This is a genomic window from Virgibacillus sp. LDC1 (assembly GCF_025792345.1).
Lineage (GTDB): Bacteria > Bacillota > Bacilli > Paenibacillales > Paenibacillaceae > Paenibacillus_AQ > Paenibacillus_AQ lautus.
In genome coordinates, this window is record NZ_JAOXLZ010000001.1 from 3,710,763 (window position 1) to 3,728,934 (window position 18,172).

The following is an 18,172-nucleotide window of genomic DNA, read 5'->3' on the forward strand; positions in this document are numbered from 1 at the left end:
CCCTAATAAAATGGTTAATCTATGTTAAAAGCCGGTATCGGCCAGTAACCACGCAGGCGTCTATTCTTTGACCGCACCGGCCATAATCCCGTGCACGAAGTATTTTTGAATGAAAGGGTACAGGAATATGATCGGACCGATCGTAATGACCGTAATGGCCATCTTCACGGTCTCCGCTGGCAATGTGATGTTACCTGACGCCCCTGATGGAATACGTCCCGAGCTTATCGCATTGACGTTCGACAGAATGTTGTAGAGGAAATATTGCAGCGGAAATAAATCGCGTTCGTTAATAAAGATCAGAGCGTGCCACCAATCATTCCAATATTGAAGCGCATACATTAATCCAACCGTCAGCAATGCGGTCTTGCTTAATGGGAGGGCTATTTTTACATAGATCGTAAAATAATTGGCGCCGTCCATCTCGGCAGCTTCATATAAAGATGGAGAGATGCTTGCAAAGTACGTGCGCATCAGGAACATGTTCCATACGCTGAAGATGGAAGGCAGGATCAAGGCCAGAATGCTGTTCTTCAATCCATAATAATTGACGCTGACCATGTACCACGGAATTAAGCCGGCCGAGAAGATAATCGTAAAGTTGCTAATAAATGCGAGCACGTTGCGGTATCTCAGCTTTTTGATCGATAGGGAAAATGCAATCATGCTGGTAATCAGCAGAGCCCCTACCGTACCCACAGTGGTTACAAACAGGGTTACCCCGTAGGATTTGAGCAGTTTCATCCCACTATTAACAAAGATATATTTATAGGTATCCAAGCTGGGACTTAAGGGGATCATCGAATAGCCGTTTCTCGCAACGGCCTGTTCCGAAGAAAAGGATACGCTTAAGGTTAAAACAAGGGGATACAGACACACGAGCGCGAATAAACCGATGAAAACATAGGCAAAGGCTATTACCAATTGATCGCCAAGCAATCTATTCTTTTGTTTCATCAAAATAGACCCTCTCCGTCATTTATTTTCTTAGCCGATTGGTTTGCAGCCGTAATCAGGATCAGTCCCATCAAGGACTGGAAGAGCCCGATTGCCGTAGAGTAAGAAAAGCCCAGCGTGCGCATCGACTGATAAACGTATGTATCGATGACCGTTACTTCTTCAGCCAGGACCGGATTGTTGCCGACGATGCCGTAAATCATCCCAAAGTCCCCGTAGAAGATTCTGCCGACGCTCAGCAAGCTCAAGACGATGATCGTTGGTTTCAGCATGGGCACGGTCAAGTAAAAAATCCGCTGCAATTTGTTGGCGCCATCCACCTTAGCCGCTTCGTACAAGCTTCCATCAAAATTGGACATCGCTGCCATATAGACAATGGAACTGTAGCCGCTCCATTTCCAAACGCTCGACAGAATGATGATCCATTTCCAATATTTAGGCTCGGAGTACCACCTTATCGGCTCGGCTCCAAAGAACTCCAATATATTGTTGGCAACGCCCACATCCGTGGAGAAGATGCCGTACAGAATCGCCCCAACGACGACCCACGATATGAAATAAGGAAAAAACATCATGCTTTGAGCGACTTTTTTGTAGGTTTTATGCCGGATTTCATGGATCAGAATGGCAATGCTGACGGGAATGATAATGCCTAATATGAGACCAAAAAAGTTGATATACAGCGTGTTATAGGTAACCTTCCATCCCATGCTGTTTTCCGAGAAAAAGTATTTGAAATTGTCCAGACCTACAAATTCACTGCCGAAGATGCCATCGACTACATTAAAATCGGTAAAGGCCATCCATATTCCCGCAAAAGGAATATAGGAGAACATGATCAGCACGATCAGGGCAGGCACGCACATCAGATACAGTATTCTGTTTTTCGTTATTTCATATAGAAACCCCTTAACCACGGAACCCATTTCATCACTTCCTTTGCAATGTGATTAAACGATTATGCCAAAATGCTCTGCTGCAGCCTCTCCTTAAGTTGATCCAGATCGACCACGGTACCCGTAATTCTCGCCTCTTCCGCGGCATAGGCCATGATATGGCTTTCGACGGACATGTCGATGGAGGATCTGCTGCTGAAGTCGGCATTCCCCAGATTCTCCAAAAAGTCGTTCATCAGACCGGTATCGCCGCCGTTATGTCCACCGCTCACCGTTGCCGGCCGAATGACGGTTTGCTGAACGGGTTCTGCCATATTGGAGTTAAAGCGGGTGACTTCGATAATGTTCAAGTTATCGTCGCCTCGAATTTCCCCATGCTCGCACATGATTTTGAGCGTACGGTACATTTTGTTGGTGAATCCGCTTAAATTAAACGTTGCCGTTACTCCGTTTTTGAACTCGATCACGGTGACTTGATGGTCGCACACATCATTGTCAAGCCGATAAACACAGCGTCCGTAAGGACTCGTTGCGAGCGCTTGGAGCAGTCCCTCTTCGCTCTGATCCGCCGAAATGACGGTAGCGGGCCATTGGCCCCTTATAGGCAAATAGGCTTTTCTTGCATCGAATCGGCAGTTTGCTGCTACCTTACAGTCAAGGCATCGTTCCGCACTGCCTGCCGGTGCATTCTCCGCCTTAAAATAAGTCAGGCTGCCATAGGAAGAGATCCGTTTCGCTTGACTGTCCACCAGCCAGGCCAGAATATCCATGTCATGGCAGGACTTCTGCATGATAATCGGACTGGCCAGGTCGCTTCTCCTCCAGTTGCCTCGTACAAAGGAGTGCGCCATATGGAAATTGCCGATATTCTCGTTATGCTGAATGGTCACGATCTTGCCGAGCTCTTGGCTATCGATGATTTTCTTGATTTCCGCAAAGAAGTTCGTATATCTGAGTACATGGCATACAATCACTTTCCGACCTGTTTCATTGGCTTTTCGTTGTATTCTCAAGCTTTCTTCCGGACTTGGCGAAATGGGCTTTTCCAGCAAAATATCATAGCCAAGATCAAGCGCTCTCATCGTTTGCGCGTAATGATCACGGTCCATGGAAGAAACAATGACGGCATCGCATATTTTGCCGAGCCGATAAAATTCATCTACGGATTCAAATTGTTTCTCCAAGGGAATCTGAAACTCGTCCGCTGCCGCCTTTCTTCTGCTGTCATCCGGTTCAACGACCGCAACAATGTCCTCGCTTGGGTATGCATGCCTTGCGTAGATCATGCCTCTTTGTCCTGCGCCGATTAATGCTAACTTCAAATCCATAACCTCCAGCAAACTCGTATTTGTCCTAACCATCTTGTTCGAAACATCTATTCCTGTTCTGGAACCACAGGATCTTCCAAGGGATAATATCCTTCCGGATAATAAGTATCCCAAATATTCATGAGCGGATCCTCATCGGATAGTTCGACTTGTATTGTGCCTGCCTCATAATACCCATCCTGCTGCGGGTTCTGTATATGTAGGGGGATATACGACCGGTCTTCGAAATAGAGTGCTATACTCAGCGTATATCTTCCCGGTAACATATCCTTCAAGGGGACCATCTCGTTATGGACAAGGTCCCCGGTTAACCAGGAATGCGTGGCTGCGTGCAAGGGATATTCGTAGGAAACCTCCCCCTGCTTTAACTGCACCCATAACTGAAATTCCCGATAAATTCTCGAACTGCCCCCGTTGACAAACCAGAATCGCAGCGGCAAACTCCCACGGCTATATACGGTTTCCGGATAAGTCAGTCTACGTAAAGCCAGATGATATCCAAGCCCTATATTCAGATTGGAGAGGCCGGCGTGCCAGCGATATGCCTCGCGTCTGGTATGAGGGCCGCAAATGTCATCGGTCACATGAAGGACCACCTGGTAGCGCTTCCATGCCTTCTGCAGCTTATGTATGGCAAAGGCCTCACAGCATTCGATCCAATTCTCCTCACTGCACTTCACCAGCAGGCCAAACCCGCGACTGCGTTCTCTTAGATGCTGAATCAGTCTGTCATTCTGCAGTTCGGCTAGCAGCGTCTGCACCTCAAACGACTCCATATAAGCGTTCCATTCTTCCTTACTGTCAGCTAAGGTTGATATCAGAACGGCTGTTAAGCGTCTGTCGGAGTCAATATAGCTCCCGACTTTTCGGATCAAAGCCGCAAAACAATCAGGCGCGTAATCCGGAGCCCAGATCGGCAATTCCGGTACCAGGACAAGAATGGGATTTTGGGCCGTATGCAGTGCTTCATGGATCGCTTCAAGCCTGTATTCTCCTCGAACCGGCTCAAGCGTTCTCCAGGAAAAGGAGACGTATTCGAATTGCCCCAGGTTTGTATCAAACTCCCTGTTCAATAGGGGTTGCGGTCGGATTTTTACGGTTTTATACTTCTCGTAGTTTTCGAGCGAGTATTTCCCCATCCTCTTCTCTCCTTTGCAAATGGCTGTCAACGGTTCTGTGAAATTGCTCGATATCTGCATCGGTTATATACGGCCGGCTGCCAATCCTTTCAATATCTTCCCTTAATACAATCATGCTTAATGTGTTAAAACGGGCTCCCGTTTCCATATACGCCGCTGCTGCCTTTTGCAGTGAGGTTGTATATTCGCCGGGGCTTCGGACCGGATCTGCCCTCCTGTCGCCAAACGCTTCATAACGCAGCATGCCGTCCCCTTCCATGGTCGGATAGTTATAGAATTGTTGTTGAACGAGGACGATATTGCTTTTTTCATGGTCCAGGATAAGCGACAGCCTTGTATCATAAAGCCAGCTTGAGCTCCAGAAGCCTTTGACGGGTAACTCCGGAAAGTACTGGTCATAGAATGCAGCAGCCATCTCCATGGAACTCTTCAGCCTGTCCGGTGTGTACCCGGGTCCGGATGGGATGTGAAGCGCTAACAGCGTATCCCCTTTTTGAAGTACCGGTTCCCATTCCTTCTTTAGGATCGGCGTCGTTTCTCTCTCAACGAATCCCATGGGATTTATCCGATTAGCAATAACGAACTCGGCGTTCTCGTGCCATTCCGAGGTGAAGTTTCCTTGAAGATCATATACATCATTGATTCCGTTCCGTTGTCCATCACTGCGAAATTCTTCGCCTGCGTGCCGAAGGGCCATGACCTCCTGCGTGTTCACATGACGGAACATGGTGAAGGGATCCTCAAATCGGTAGGGGATAAAATAAAACCGGTCTAACAGAAAGATGGAGCAGGTATAAAAATTCATCACCCATGGAAAATCATGAACCTTGGCATCGCCGTGCAGCACCAACTTTTCCAATTGAGGCTTCAGGGGCTGTTGAGGGATCTGCTCGTAGTAGGCTTTAGGTACGGAACGCGCCTCCAGCTTGTTCATGGAAGGAACAACGCAGGCCAGCAGCAAAAGAAAGGAGTATAATTCTCCGTATTGCTTCATGCATCCTGGTGTCATATTCGTATAATGGGTCTCATCACAGCGATTGCGCAAAGTGCACATATCCTCCACTAAAAATTGGGTGAAGTGAAATAGTACGGCGTCCTTTTCTATCGCCTCAACCCCATGAATGAGCCACTGCCGGGTATGTTCAGGAATTTGATGCTGCTCAAAGATTCCAGACAGGAAATCCCTGGGAATGAGATGGGGCTTGCCATCCGGTTGGTAGCGATCGTATTTCGCTTCCAAGCCTTCCGGCAGGTAATCAAAATCACAAATGGTTGTACACTCTTTAAAATTCATCCGACTCTCCATATGCCTTCCTCCCTTGTTCAACGAATAGCTTGCCCATCGGGTAATAGCCGTCGTTGTTTCCCTCGATGGCCAGCTGGATATTCCCGATTTCCTTCACACCGGTTTCGATGCCAATCTCCAAACGATATTCACCTTCGGACATATTACCAGGTAAACCCAAACTTTCTTCCCAAACAATATCTTCGTCCGGCAGCCACTCCCTGATATCCTCCCCGCTGTGCAGCGTATAGGTTTGATCCTGGCCAGTAAGCCTCACGACCAGCGGATAATGATTATAGATCGGGGCTACTCCTACATTAGCCCACAATGCACTGATTTTTAGCTGACCACCCGCATTCACCCTCGAATCGTACGTGAATTTCCTCAATTCAAAGCGGTATCCCATCTTGTTCAGCCAAGCCTTGACCTTCTCTTTCCACGCTTCGGGGACTACCGTTCCTTTATTATTAAAGGATGAAATATGCCACTTCAGCGTTTCTTGAATGATATAATCCATATCCCAGCCCTGAAGATACCAATCATTCATGTGCCAGCATGCTTCAAATAGAATCGGAGCCTTCTCCCAGGCATCTCCCATCTTGAAATTCTGAATATTCTGGGGATAGAAATCCGTCATATGAGACCACTGATTTCCATGAAAGCCGCCCATATCACCCAAGCAATCGACGCGAAAGCCCACTTTGGCTTTGCGCTCTTTTACAATGCTGATCGACAGGGGATCATGCAGCAGAGCTTGGAGAGGCGTTATTTTAAATCCGTCCAAGTAGGCATCTGTAATGCGTTTAATGGCCTCCGGCTTTAAAAACTCGGTCCCGCCGCCTTCTCCCCAGGCCCCTACAATCGTCAAATCAATTGAGCTTATGACCGGGTGTCCGTCAAACCGTGCGGCAAACGCCTGGATAAAGCTAGACCAATACAGCACATATGGTGTGGTCTCTGGGTCTACTCTCCAGAACGGAAAGTCGGGCTCCTCCGGATATTCCGCACGATACCAAGCCGGTATATCATCTTCTTCGCTTAACGCGTATGGGGAACAGCGAACCACGGCCGTACAGCCCATCGATTTTGCGTAGTCCAGCTTTTCCTCAAGGACTTCCCACCTGTATTCCCCTTGGCGAACTTCCACGTCCCGCCAGCGCACGCTGCAGAAATACACTTTGCTGTCGGGATGATTATACGTTCTGCTGTCTTCCGTGAACTTATATTTCTTGTGCTCTTCCCCTCGATTGTCGCAGATCCGATCCAGGTTCCCCATTAACCCCGGTGCTGCTGTAAAACCAATGCCCGGGTTGTTTAGGATGTCTTCTAACCTAATGGGGTAAACCGTTACTGCTTTGTCCATGTTCTGATCAGCCCCCCGCCGCCTGCTTACCATACGCCGTTGTTTTGTTACGTTAATCTTACGTAACAAAACAACGTAAATTCTTGCAATCGTTTCGTGATTTCATGTTATATCATCCCTATATATCCTTGCAATAACAATTTTTAATTTTTTAAAATTTCAGGTAACATAGCACGACAGAAACATGTTATGATTGATTTTAATCATGAATACATATAAACTTAGAGAACGTAACAAACTCACGTAACACGAAACGCAACATAACGATCAACGAGTCCATCATTGTTTACCGTGTAACATTCCTATAAACTCTAAATGGTGACTATTCGTAACTTAAAAGGAGAATGTGTTTATTTATGAGTACCATTCGGGATGTTGCTAAATTAGCAAATGTATCTACTGCCACCGTATCCAGAGTTTTAAACAACGATACAAAATATAAAATCACGGACGAAACCCGGGAACGAGTTTGGCAGGCGGTTACGCAGTTGAACTATAAAATCACTTCAAGTCCCAAGCGAAAAGTTTCAACCAAGGATCATTCCGAAAGCAAATCGCATATCAAAATCGGTTGTGTACTAAGCGTTACAAAAGATAAATACAACGATCCTTATTTCATGTCGATCTTATCTGGTGTGGAAGAGCGATTGCTGAGTGCGGGATATAACATTTCCTTTATTCGGACTGGAATCGAACTGAATGACAGCAAGATCCTTTTCAATACCTTCAGCGAACCGATTACCGGTCTGATTCTTATGGAATCGTTGAACAGCGAAACCTATGAGTATATACGCAAGCAGGTTCCTTATATCGTGGGGATTGATACCGAGCGCGGGGATATCGATAATGTGGGCTATGATCATTACAATGTTGCTTCGATGGCCGTCAATCATCTCATTGACAAAGGCCACACCCAGATTGGTTATATCGGGGGAAGCGGATTAACGAATAACCTGAAAGACAGCCGCCGTTACCGAGGCTACTACGCCACCATGCATGCTGCCGGAATGTCGGTGAATCCCGATTGGGTTATTGATTGCATGTGGGATGAAGCGGTCTGCATTGAAAAAATAAATCATTTATGTAAAACCAAAAATGGCCCAACCGCCTTCTTTGCAGGCAGCGATCTAATGGCCATGGCCGCCCTCAACGGCTTGTATAACAACGGCATTTCCGTTCCTAATGAAGTGGCTGTCATAGGTTTATCCAATATCGAGGTATCCAAGTATTCCAATCCTCCTCTGTCAACGATCGATGTACCGACAAAAGAAATTGGCATGGTTGCCGTCGACAACCTGATCGACAGAATGAACGGAAATCATCTGCTCCCCAAGAAGGTCATTTTGCCTACCCGCTTGGTCGTACGCAGTTCCACTTAAAGGGAGATTAGGAAGTCGAAATGAATACATTCATCAACGCATTGCACATGAAGCACCGGACACGGTGCTCTTTTTTTCTGGGGTGTAAGAAGTTAGGAAGCTGCATTGGAAAGGAGGTGAGAGCTTCGGATTCGGTAGAATGAATCCAATGTTAACAAGACGTTTGGACTTGCAGCTTTATGACACCAATCATTCTGTGAGGAGGTTTGACATGAAAGCATGGGGTATTCACATGAAAATGACGTTCGCTATTTTTACGATGACGGCCATTCTCCTTACCTTGTCCCCTTTTTCCCTCTTTATTTCGACTGCAGAAGCCGCTTCGATCGTTGTCGATGGTGATCCGAGTGACTGGGAAGGGCTTCCGGTGATTTCCACGAATTCGGGAACCGCTAGCGTCTTAAAGGCTTCCCACGATGACAAGAATCTTTATCTGCTTGTGGAAGGCTCAGGACTTAGCACGACAACGGGGAGCTTCTGGCTGAATACGGACCAGAATGCTACGACCGGATATCAAGCCTTCGGATGGGGGACGACCGGCATTGAATGGCTCCTCGAAAATCAATCGCTTTACCGCTACTCCGGGAATGGCAGCAGCTGGAATTGGGATTGGTCTTCCACCCTCCCTTCTTCTCAATACGTGCGCACCTCATCTATTATTGAAGCCGCACTCCCTCTCGCCACACTTGGACTTGCTGCAGGCAGCAGCGTGAACATGGGTTATCTGGACAACCATTCGGATGTCAATCGCCTGCCAGCGCAGAACCAGCCGCTTCCCGTTTATACGCTTAATGAAGGTAATCCCGGAGAAGAAATGATTGAATTTCACCCAAGCGAGCTGAATGATCCGCTCAATAACCCGTTTAAGGGTTGGGCTCCTTCAGCCAAATCAACCCATTACCCTCAGGACCACCGTCTCGTGTATGCCGGTGTCACCTGGAAGGAGCTAGAGCCAACAAAAGGCAACTATGATTTCAGTGCGATTGAAGCGTCCAATCATTTCGACTATTGGCAAAGCCGCGGCGTCAAGGTGGTGCTGCGCTTTATTCTGGACAGTCCTTCGGGCGCGCCTCACCGGGATATTCCTGACTGGCTGTACAATGACATGGTGAGTTTGGGACAATCTCCAGGTAAGGCCTACCAAGATGAAACCGGTGGTATGGGAGCCGGCAACAACACGGGGTTCTCCCCTAATTACAGCTCCGATTATCTGATCGCCCGCCACAAACTTGCGATCGAAGCGATTGCGGAGCATTACGACACGGCTGACAGCCCGATCGCTTTTGTGCAAATCGGTTCACTCGGCCATTGGGCGGAATTCCACACCTGGCCTTATATCGGACCTAATGGGGAAAGCAACTATACGGGCGCGTTTCCTCCGAACCCCATTTCCAACCAGTACATTCAGCACTATATCGATGCGTTTGCCGATCAGGAGGAGCATACGCAGCTATTGATCAGACGAAGCGTCGAATTGGCCAAAAATAATAACAAGGGTCTGATTCTCGGCATGTATAATGACGTGTTCGGAGATCAGCCGAGCTTTGATTCCGAATGGGGATGGTATACCGGCACACAGAACGGTTATTGGGATGATATCGGCCAGCAGCAGCCAAACCATGCCAACTTCTGGGACACTCGCGTCTCTGGCGGCGAATTTTACGGGGGCGCCTATGGTCTGAATGCTTCGCTCACGACAGGGAGCGGCTTTAATGAGACGCTGCGGCAAACCGAGCTTAGCAAACCAAGCTGGCTTGGACCAAATTCTCCAGCTTCCTTGGCGCTGGGCAATCCTTTGCAGGGCAATATGGATACGCTGAAGAAACGAATGGGCTATCACTTTGTTGTGAACAAGGCTGCATATCCGCAAGTGAATACCGGAGACACGCTCGATGTATCCATCGTCGTGGAAAATAAGGGGGTTCAACACTTCCCGTTCCACTGGCCTGTTGAAGTTCAGCTGCGCAGCGGGGGCCATATCGTAGCACGCCAGTCCACTTCTGCGGACTTAAGAACCTGGAGGACTGGTTTGCATACGGCCTCAGGCTCTATCTCCACCAACGCGCTGCCACACGGAACCTATGAGCTGGCCATCGCGATTCTTAATCCGTCCACGAACCAACCCGGGGTTGATTTTGCTAATACGGAACGCCTTTCAGACGGAGCCTATAAGATCGGCACATGGACAAAATAAGGAAAGCCGCGGGCTGATCCGAAACGATGAACAACAGCTATCGGGAATAACCCGATAGCTGTTGTTCACCTAAGAATTCAAATAAAACCGTCCCTTTACCCAGTTCTGCACAGATTAGGTAACCGTGAACCTGTCAATGCTACCAGCTGGACTTCTTCACGCCCGGAATTTGTCCCTTATGGGCCAGTTCACGAAACACGATTCGGGAAACGCCGAATTTACTGATGTAACCTCTTGGTCTGCCGCTGACGGCACATCGATTGTGCAGCCTTGTTGCGGAAGAGTCGCGTGGCAGTTTCTGCAAGGCCTCATAATCGCCCCTTTCTTTCAATTCCCTGCGTTTCTGCGCATATTTAGCAACTATCTCCTGTCTTTTTAGTTCCTTCACGACTTTGGATTTTTTCGCCATTCGTCATCATACCTCCCTTTATTTAAGTTAAGAACTTGCTGCAGCAGGCTTATATTCATCGCAAGATTCTTGGATATGTCTCCTTTGCAGCGGTTGCCGCTCTATAATCGCTTTTCGTTTGGCTTTCAAAATAATTTGCTCAATGTCGGCAAAGCTGCAGCCTTCAAGCTGCTCGCTAACTTCAGTTATAGCTGCCTCATCACATTGAAATTCTCCAATCAGGATTTGGATATATTGCTGCCTCTCCCCCTTGTCCGGCAACGAATACGTCATCTTGGTATCGAATCTGCGCCATACCGCCTGATCCAGATCCTTCTCCAAATTGGTGGCCGCCATCATAATGCTCTTATCCCCAAAGTCATCGAGGCATTGCAGTAATGTATTGACGGCACGCGCCATCTCCTTAACTTCATCGTTGTTGTCCCTCGTCCTTGCAATGGCATCGAACTCATCAAGAAACAGCACGCAGGGGAACATGCCTGCATAATCGAATATTTTGCGGATATTGCTGCCCGTTTCACCCAGGTGGCTATGGATGATCGCGTCCAGGCGAACCAGGACAAGCGGAAGTTCGAGAACGTTAGCCAGATAGAAAGCCGTTAAGGTTTTTCCGGTTCCAGGGGGGCCGTACATTACGACTTTGTTAGGAATGGGAACGTGAAACTTCTCAAATTCCTCCCTCATTCCCAAAATCGAAATAAACTCATCCACGATTTTTTGATTAAAATCGGACAAGATCAGATGCCTAACCTTTTTGGCGCAATCCCTAGGCGAATAATAGGTTGCCATATCAATTCCCTTGGCCCGGGGAAGACGCGGGCCAGCATTGCTTTTGCTCATTGTCGGCTGCTGCTCCTTCACTGCATGAATCATGGTATTTAAATGGGGTTATGTGACCCAGATGACCTCTTGCGTATCCATTTCCACCTGCTCCAGCACATCTTCAAAATCCTTGCTGGGCGGTATGGAAGATAGGGGAGCCCACTCATTGCCGTTTTGTCTGGCGTATACGCGCCATCCATTTTCCTTGAGGCAAAAATGAACCAATTCGGTGGAATCCCATTTTCGTTGAAGCCAATCAGGTCTTTCTTCCGATAAAATAACGGTACTCTCATGAAACCGGTAGGTTAAGCGTACCTCCGCTCTTAAATCACCAGGAACCTTAAGAGCGATATAAGCTTCAAGAATGGCGCTTATTCTCTTCTTCGTAAAGCTATCCATCGACGCCTCCTATCGATCCATAGTTCGTGACTGGATTACTTTTTATAATGTAATCGCTGCTTAAACCTATCGACACGCCCGCCGATTTCGGCATTCTTCTGTTTCCCCGTAAAGAAAGGATGCGATGCAGAACTCGAATCCACACGTATAACCGGATAGGTATGACCGTCTTCCCATTCCATCGTTTCCGAAGAAGTCTTCGTAGAAGCGCTAAGAAATTTATAACCTACGCTCGCATCCAGAAATATGACCTTTTGAAAGGTTGGATGTATTCCTTTTTGCATTGAAATCCTCTTTTCCTTCCGAGTCGCTTGACTCTTTCTTGTCTTAATCGTAAACATTACGAATAAGTATATGAATGAATATAAGATAAATGATCTCCGCTGTCAACCTAATGACTGGATTCAGGCATGGAAACGCTTCTTCACTGCTTACCAAGCCTTCAATTGGTAAGATTCCCCTTGTTTTCCCTATCCTTCATTCCGGCCCATGCTATAATGGATTCACCATTTCAAGCATACGGAACAGGGGCGACTTATGAATGAATTCTGCTAAAACAGTACTGATCATTGAAGATGAACAGGATATCTCGCGCATTGTGAATGACTATTTACGTGTTCAGGGATTCAGCACGTTCATCACGGAGAATGCCGGCGACGGATTGCAGGCAGTCCGCCACCGGCAGCCGGATTTTATCATTCTCGATCTGACATTGCCTGATGCTGACGGCATTGAGGTGTGCCGCAAGCTCCGCACATTGACGGCTGCGCCCATCCTTATTTTAAGCGCCCGCAGCAGCGACACGGACAAAGTCCTTGCCCTGGGTTTTGGTGCCGATGATTATATGACCAAGCCCTTCTCGCTCAGTGAACTGGTCGCCCGCGTTCAGGCACATTTGCGCAGAATCGCGGATCCGAAGCTTCAGGTATCCCCACCGCAGCGATTGCAATTCGGCACCCTTTCGATTGATAAAAATGCCCGCAAGGTCATGGCCGGACAACTGGAAATTTCTTTATCCGCCAAAGAATTTGATTTGCTGTACTTTTTGGCTTCCAACCCTAATCAGGTGTTTACCAAATCGCAGCTGCTGGATCATGTATGGGGGTATTCCGCTTATGTCGAGGATAATACGATCACTGTCTACATAAGAAGACTACGCGATAAACTGGAACGAACCGAAATCAAATCCTCCTACATCAAAACGGTGTGGGGCGTCGGTTATAAATTCACTCCCGATGGAGATGAGTAGCCCTTATGGACTGGAAAACTTGGTATTCAAAACGACTCTGGGGAGCCGGACTATCCATCATCACGATCATACTCTCTGTCGTCTGGCTCAGTCTTATTAGCTCCTCAAAGCAGCCAGCTCAGTCAACAATCATGAAGCACATTCGCGTACTGGCGAATCCGATTGTCCATACCCTGGAAAATGAGCATGCGGAATTGCTGCTATCCGATGCCCCGATCCGTCGGCAATTAACCGACTGGATTCAGGAGACGCGGGTCGGCCTCAAGGTTGTTTTTCCTGATGGAACGGTGACATATGATAGCGAAAATTCATCGAAACAACGAATTAATCCACGCTTCGAACTGGACTATACGCTTCGTATTTCCGATAGGAAACCGCCCTACTATCATCTCGCTTTTCCGCTGCAGGATGCCAGCACCAAAACCTTTGTGGGTTACGCCCAATTTGCGGTCCCGGCTTCTGCCTTGGCCCCAGTAATGCCCTCCTTCGACTCATTTAGCTTTGTGCCATGGATCATGCTCTCACTGGCGCTTTTGACGCTGCTTTATTTATTCTTCTCCATCGGACGCCGGGTGCGGCATGACCTGATCCAGCCTGTTGCCGAGCTTAAGCCTTACGCGGAAGCCATATTGAAGGGCGATTACGAGCAGCGCGCCGAATGGACAAGCGGCAACGAGGTCGGGGAGCTTTATGCCGTATTTGATCTCATGCGTGAAGAGATCCGTCATTTACATATCCAGCAAGCTGCGCACAACCAGTCGCATAAAGAACTCATATCCAATCTGTCTCATGACTTGAAAACTCCGCTGGCGACAATCAAAGCATATATTGAAGCCATTCGCGAAGGGATGTGCCCCGATCTGCCAAGTGCGATGACTTACCTTGAAGTCGTGCACGCAAATACTAGCAAAATGGCCGTGCTCGTCGACGATTTGCTGCTGCACGCGCTGCGCGATCTGGAACAGATTGCTGTACATCCGATCGATCAATACAGCGCTCCAACGCTGGAGCCTATCTTTAGGGCATTGAGCCATTACATACGAACGATGGGCGTACGCTGCGAAGAGCCTACTGCAATTCCTAACTTACTTGTCCGCTTCGATGCTGTACGGATCGAGCAGGTCATTGCCAATCTGGTCACAAACGCACTGAAGCATACGGAACCCGGGGATACGATTCGTCTCGCTGTTGAAGAACAAACGGAAACATCCTGCTTACACATCATCGTCTCCGATACTGGCAGCGGGATATCCCCGCAGGATATGCCTTTTATTTTTGAACGGTACTACCAGGGTAACGTTTCACAACGAACTGCCGGCCAATTGACCGAGCGCCAAGGGGTCGGACTTGGTTTGTCGATTTGCAAATATATCATGGAGGCGCATGGAGGCGCGATCTCTTTTCACAGCCAACAGCAGCAGGGAACGACCTTCTGCTTAACTCTACCTCTCAGCTGACTCCTGTCATACTTTATTTATAATTTGATAACAAATGTGCAAGATTCGTCCTCTATACTTTGATGGCAGTGGGAGATAAAGAGAGGAGATCATATTATGCTTTCAAGCAAAACCGTTATGCTCCAAGCCGGTCATTTATGCAAAACCTACACCACCGGCAAGGAACAATTTCATGCCATCCGCAATGTCGATCTGTCCATATATGAAGGAGACTTTACCGTCATCATGGGCGATTCCGGGTCGGGAAAGTCCACCTTGCTGTACTTGCTCAGCGGACTTGATGAAGTAACCACCGGAGAAGTCAGTTTGCAGGGACAGCGCCTGGACCAATTTTCAGCCAAGGAGCTTGCACGTTTTCGGGCAAATCGGATCGGCTTTATCTATCAAAACAGTAACCTTGTACCGGATCTGTCGCTGTTCGATAACATTGCCCTCCCTGGATATATCGCTAATCAGGACAAGGAACAAGTACGGCAAAGGGCACATGAGTTGATGGTTAATCTGTCCCTTGGTAAACAGAGCAGCAGGCTGCCTTCCCAAGTATCCGGAGGTCAGCAGCAGCGGGCGGCAATCGCAAGGGCGCTCATCAATAACCCAGACATCATCTTCGCCGATGAACCTACCGGCAGCCTGAACTATGAACAAGGCGTTACGGTGCTTGATATATTGAGCCGGATGCATGCGGATGGTCAATCGATTGTCATGGTCACCCACGACATGAAGGCAGCCTGCCGCGGCAATCGCCTCATCTACATTCGCGACGGCAAGATCGGCGGCACGCTGGATATGGGGCCCTATACGCCGGAACAAGCGTCCGAACGGGAAGCGATGATCTTTGCTTATGTCACCGGGAGGAGGTAGTCAGAGATGCGATCTATATTGATACTGTGCTGGGGCAACCTGCGCAAAAGAAAAATGCAAAACACGCTGATTGCATTGCTTATTGCCCTATCCGCTCTATTAGTCAGCACCGCATTCACGGTCTTGATGAATACGGAAAATGTATTCAACGATCGCCATACGGCTGCTCAGGGTGCCCATGAAGTCATAAATATGACCCGCGGGCTGCATGACGAACAAATGGTAGCCGACTGGTGGTCCAGCCAAGAAGGCGTAACCGCCTCCAGCTTAATCCCTTACAAGCCGTGGACGGGACTGGTCTTTAACGGGGAAGAGTTGCCCAATCTTTATCTGTATATGATCAATACCCCTCCGATGCCGCACGGGGTCAACAATCCTCTTCCCGGTTCAGGCCCTGAGCATCTGACCGTTCCGGAAGCCGGCGAGATCTGGATCCCCACCTCGCTTGCCTACAAATACGACATGCACATCGGCGATGAATTGATGTTCACCTCAGGGGCGGTACCCGTACCTTTCACGATCGGCGCCATTGTCATCGACATATCCCATGGCGGTCCTTTCTCGACCACGGCCCGCATATGGATGAACGAAGCCGACTATCGGTCAACCATGGGCAGCTTGGATACACCGGAACACTACATGTTGTCACTTCGCTATGCGCATCCCGAACAAAGCGGGCAATATTGGCAGCGCTTTGAGCAGGCGCTCGGATTGCCGTTTTTGGAGGAACGCGTATCGTTTGCCGAACTGTCGGCCTTTTACTTTATCATGAACAAGGTGATCGGCTTTGTGATGAGTTTCCTCGGTCTGGTCATGATCGTCGTCGCCTTGCTTACGATCGGCTTTACAATCACAGACACGATCCTTGCCAATTACCGCACGATCGGCATTCTCAAATCAATTGGCATGACCTCCGAACGAATCATCGGCACTTATATGCTGCAGTACGGGTTCATGGCGGTTATCGCCTTGGTACCCGCTCTGATTGCAAGCCGCCTCCTTTCAGATGTCATCATCCAGAATTCCCTGTCTTTCCTCAAATCCGAGACAGCAACTGTTCCCGTTCAAGCGGCAGACGTTGCCATCTGGACTGGCTTCGGCCTATTGCTCATCATCCTTCTATGCGTCCTTCTGTATGCTGCCAAGACACGCCATATCGAGCCCATTCAAGCGATCCGTTACGGCATGTCGGAGTCTTCGCACAGCCGTACCCATCAGCATGGTGGCCGCATAAGACTGCTGGATCGATGGTCCGTACCCACGGTCATCGGCTGGAAGCATGTTAGCGGCAACAAAAAAAGCGCAGCACTGATCTTTCTGCTAATGAACATCACGGTTGCTGTTCTCGTCTTTGGGGCCGTGCTGGTAACCAGTGTCTATCGCATTAGTGAAACGTCGGCCCAGTGGGGTTATGACGATGCGGATATCGCCATTATGGTTATCAATGGGGAGCATTTGGATCGAACTGAAATGCAATCTTATATCGAAAACGACGCTCGGGTTCTCAACCTGAACTGGTCCGGGTCAGCCACCGGCGCCATCGCTGAGACCGGGAGGGATGGCAACCCTCAACAGACGTTCAGCCTCCCTTTGACGGTCGTGGAAGGAAACATGGACGAGATGGGTTATGCCTCGCTGGCAGGACGTAATCCTGCACTGCCTAATGAAATTTCTATCGGAATCAATATCGCCCGTAAATTGCAAAAAGATATCGGCGACGTACTCACGATCTACATTGAAGGAAAACCGCATCAATTGCTGATCACCGGCACGTTTCAGTCCATCTCGAATATGTCGAACACCGCTCGAGTCACCTCGGACCTGGTGGAGCAGCTAAATCCGGACGCGGGGTTTATTCAGCTAAAGGACAATAAGGACAGCGATGCGGTTGTGCAGCAACTGAATGAACGCTATGGCCCCTCCATCCAAGCGCTGAAGCAGGAAGTTCTGCTTGATTCCGTATTCAAAGAAGCTGCGGCAGTTTTGCTCATTCCGATGAGCATGCTGGCCCTTTTGTTCATGGCCGTCACTTGTCTTATTGTTTATACGACTTGCCGTTTACACATACGGAAGGAAACGAAAACATACGGCATCTATGCCTCGCTTGGCCTGACTGCAACCGACATCCGTCGCGCCCTGACAAGCGGCATTGCCGGACTGGCTGCGCTCGGTGCGCTTGTTGGTATCGCTTGCGGTGTCTACGCATTGCCGGCCGTGCTGCGCGGTCTGCTCTCTACTTATGGGATTGTCAAGCTGCCGCTTATCATGGAATGGCCTCTGGCCATTGGCCTGGCTCTAATCGCACTTGTTATCGCCGTCAGCGGCTGCTGGTTGGCTTCGCGAATCCTCCGCCGCACCTCCCTTCGGGTGTTGGTAATGGATTCATGAGGACAAAAGATGACTTCCGAATTTCGGAGGTCATCTTTTTTACTTC

Annotated in this window: 16 protein-coding genes; 6 read left to right on the plus strand and 10 right to left on the minus strand. The window is 48.7% G+C overall.

Translation table 11 applies throughout. The features are described from left to right. Positions 1-60 precede the first annotated feature (60 nt). From OHJ21_RS16670 to OHJ21_RS16695, 6 genes are read right to left on the minus strand one after another with little or no spacing between them, the layout of a single operon-like run. Complete coding sequence (locus OHJ21_RS16670; RefSeq protein ID WP_100538693.1) at positions 61-957, minus strand: carbohydrate ABC transporter permease; 897 nt, start codon at positions 955-957, stop codon at positions 61-63. Beyond that, on the minus strand, positions 957-1,883 hold the full coding sequence (locus OHJ21_RS16675) for an ABC transporter permease (protein WP_100538694.1): 927 nt from the start codon (positions 1,881-1,883) through the stop codon (positions 957-959). Before OHJ21_RS16675 ends, OHJ21_RS16670 begins: the two co-directional genes overlap by 1 nt. Before the next feature lie 32 nt (positions 1,884-1,915). Next, entirely contained in the window at positions 1,916-3,181 is a 1,266-nt protein-coding gene (locus OHJ21_RS16680; RefSeq protein WP_326114571.1) for a Gfo/Idh/MocA family protein, read from the minus strand. Between the two features lie 47 nt (positions 3,182-3,228). Continuing rightward, the gene (locus OHJ21_RS16685; RefSeq protein WP_486020593.1) at positions 3,229-4,320 is read right to left on the minus strand and encodes a DUF4832 domain-containing protein; all 1,092 of its coding nucleotides are present in this window, start codon (positions 4,318-4,320) and stop codon (positions 3,229-3,231) included. Continuing rightward, on the minus strand, positions 4,283-5,626 hold the full coding sequence (locus OHJ21_RS16690; protein ID WP_486020594.1) for an acyltransferase domain-containing protein: 1,344 nt from the start codon (positions 5,624-5,626) through the stop codon (positions 4,283-4,285). Before OHJ21_RS16690 ends, OHJ21_RS16685 begins: the two co-directional genes overlap by 38 nt. Further along, positions 5,604-6,968, minus strand: coding sequence for a DUF4832 domain-containing protein (locus OHJ21_RS16695; protein ID WP_486020596.1), 1,365 nt, complete (start codon positions 6,966-6,968; stop codon positions 5,604-5,606). The genes OHJ21_RS16690 and OHJ21_RS16695 overlap by 23 nt, the downstream gene beginning before the upstream one ends. 356 nt (positions 6,969-7,324) lie before the next feature. On the opposite strand from OHJ21_RS16695, the gene OHJ21_RS16700 reads away from it, so the two are divergent. Further along, positions 7,325-8,347, plus strand: a complete 1,023-nt coding sequence (locus tag OHJ21_RS16700) for a LacI family DNA-binding transcriptional regulator (RefSeq protein WP_100538699.1) — start codon at positions 7,325-7,327, stop codon at positions 8,345-8,347. Positions 8,348-8,558: 211 nt separating this feature from the next. Further along, complete coding sequence (locus tag OHJ21_RS16705) at positions 8,559-10,541, plus strand: DUF4832 domain-containing protein (protein WP_486020597.1); 1,983 nt, start codon at positions 8,559-8,561, stop codon at positions 10,539-10,541. Between the two features lie 139 nt (positions 10,542-10,680). Here the strand turns inward: OHJ21_RS16705 and rpsN are convergent, their stop codons facing one another. The 4 genes from rpsN to OHJ21_RS16725 are packed head-to-tail and all read right to left on the minus strand — an operon-like array spanning position 10,681 to position 12,455. Next, on the minus strand, positions 10,681-10,950 hold the full coding sequence (gene rpsN / locus OHJ21_RS16710) for a 30S ribosomal protein S14 (RefSeq protein ID WP_486020598.1): 270 nt from the start codon (positions 10,948-10,950) through the stop codon (positions 10,681-10,683). A gap of 27 nt (positions 10,951-10,977) precedes the next feature. Then, a complete protein-coding gene (locus tag OHJ21_RS16715; protein ID WP_486021050.1) occupies positions 10,978-11,790 on the minus strand; it encodes an AAA family ATPase in 813 nt (270 codons plus the stop codon). A 48-nt stretch (positions 11,791-11,838) separates the two neighbouring features. Further along, complete coding sequence (locus OHJ21_RS16720) at positions 11,839-12,171, minus strand: DUF3024 domain-containing protein (protein ID WP_486020599.1); 333 nt, start codon at positions 12,169-12,171, stop codon at positions 11,839-11,841. Between the two features lie 35 nt (positions 12,172-12,206). Continuing rightward, entirely contained in the window at positions 12,207-12,455 is a 249-nt protein-coding gene (locus OHJ21_RS16725; RefSeq protein WP_100538703.1) for a type B 50S ribosomal protein L31, read from the minus strand. Between the two features lie 257 nt (positions 12,456-12,712). Here OHJ21_RS16725 and OHJ21_RS16730 point away from each other — a divergent pair, with 257 nt between their 5' ends. From OHJ21_RS16730 to OHJ21_RS16745, 4 genes are all read left to right on the plus strand, one after another. Next, complete coding sequence (locus OHJ21_RS16730; protein WP_486020601.1) at positions 12,713-13,420, plus strand: response regulator transcription factor; 708 nt, start codon at positions 12,713-12,715, stop codon at positions 13,418-13,420. 5 nt (positions 13,421-13,425) lie between these two features. Then, positions 13,426-14,877 (plus strand): HAMP domain-containing sensor histidine kinase, encoded by a 1,452-nt coding sequence (locus tag OHJ21_RS16735; protein ID WP_486020602.1) that lies wholly within the window; start codon positions 13,426-13,428, stop codon positions 14,875-14,877. 96 nt (positions 14,878-14,973) lie between these two features. Then, on the plus strand, positions 14,974-15,738 hold the full coding sequence (locus OHJ21_RS16740) for an ABC transporter ATP-binding protein (protein ID WP_486020603.1): 765 nt from the start codon (positions 14,974-14,976) through the stop codon (positions 15,736-15,738). Between the two features lie 6 nt (positions 15,739-15,744). Continuing rightward, positions 15,745-18,126 (plus strand): ABC transporter permease, encoded by a 2,382-nt coding sequence (locus OHJ21_RS16745; RefSeq protein ID WP_486020604.1) that lies wholly within the window; start codon positions 15,745-15,747, stop codon positions 18,124-18,126. Positions 18,127-18,172: the final 46 nt, after the last annotated feature.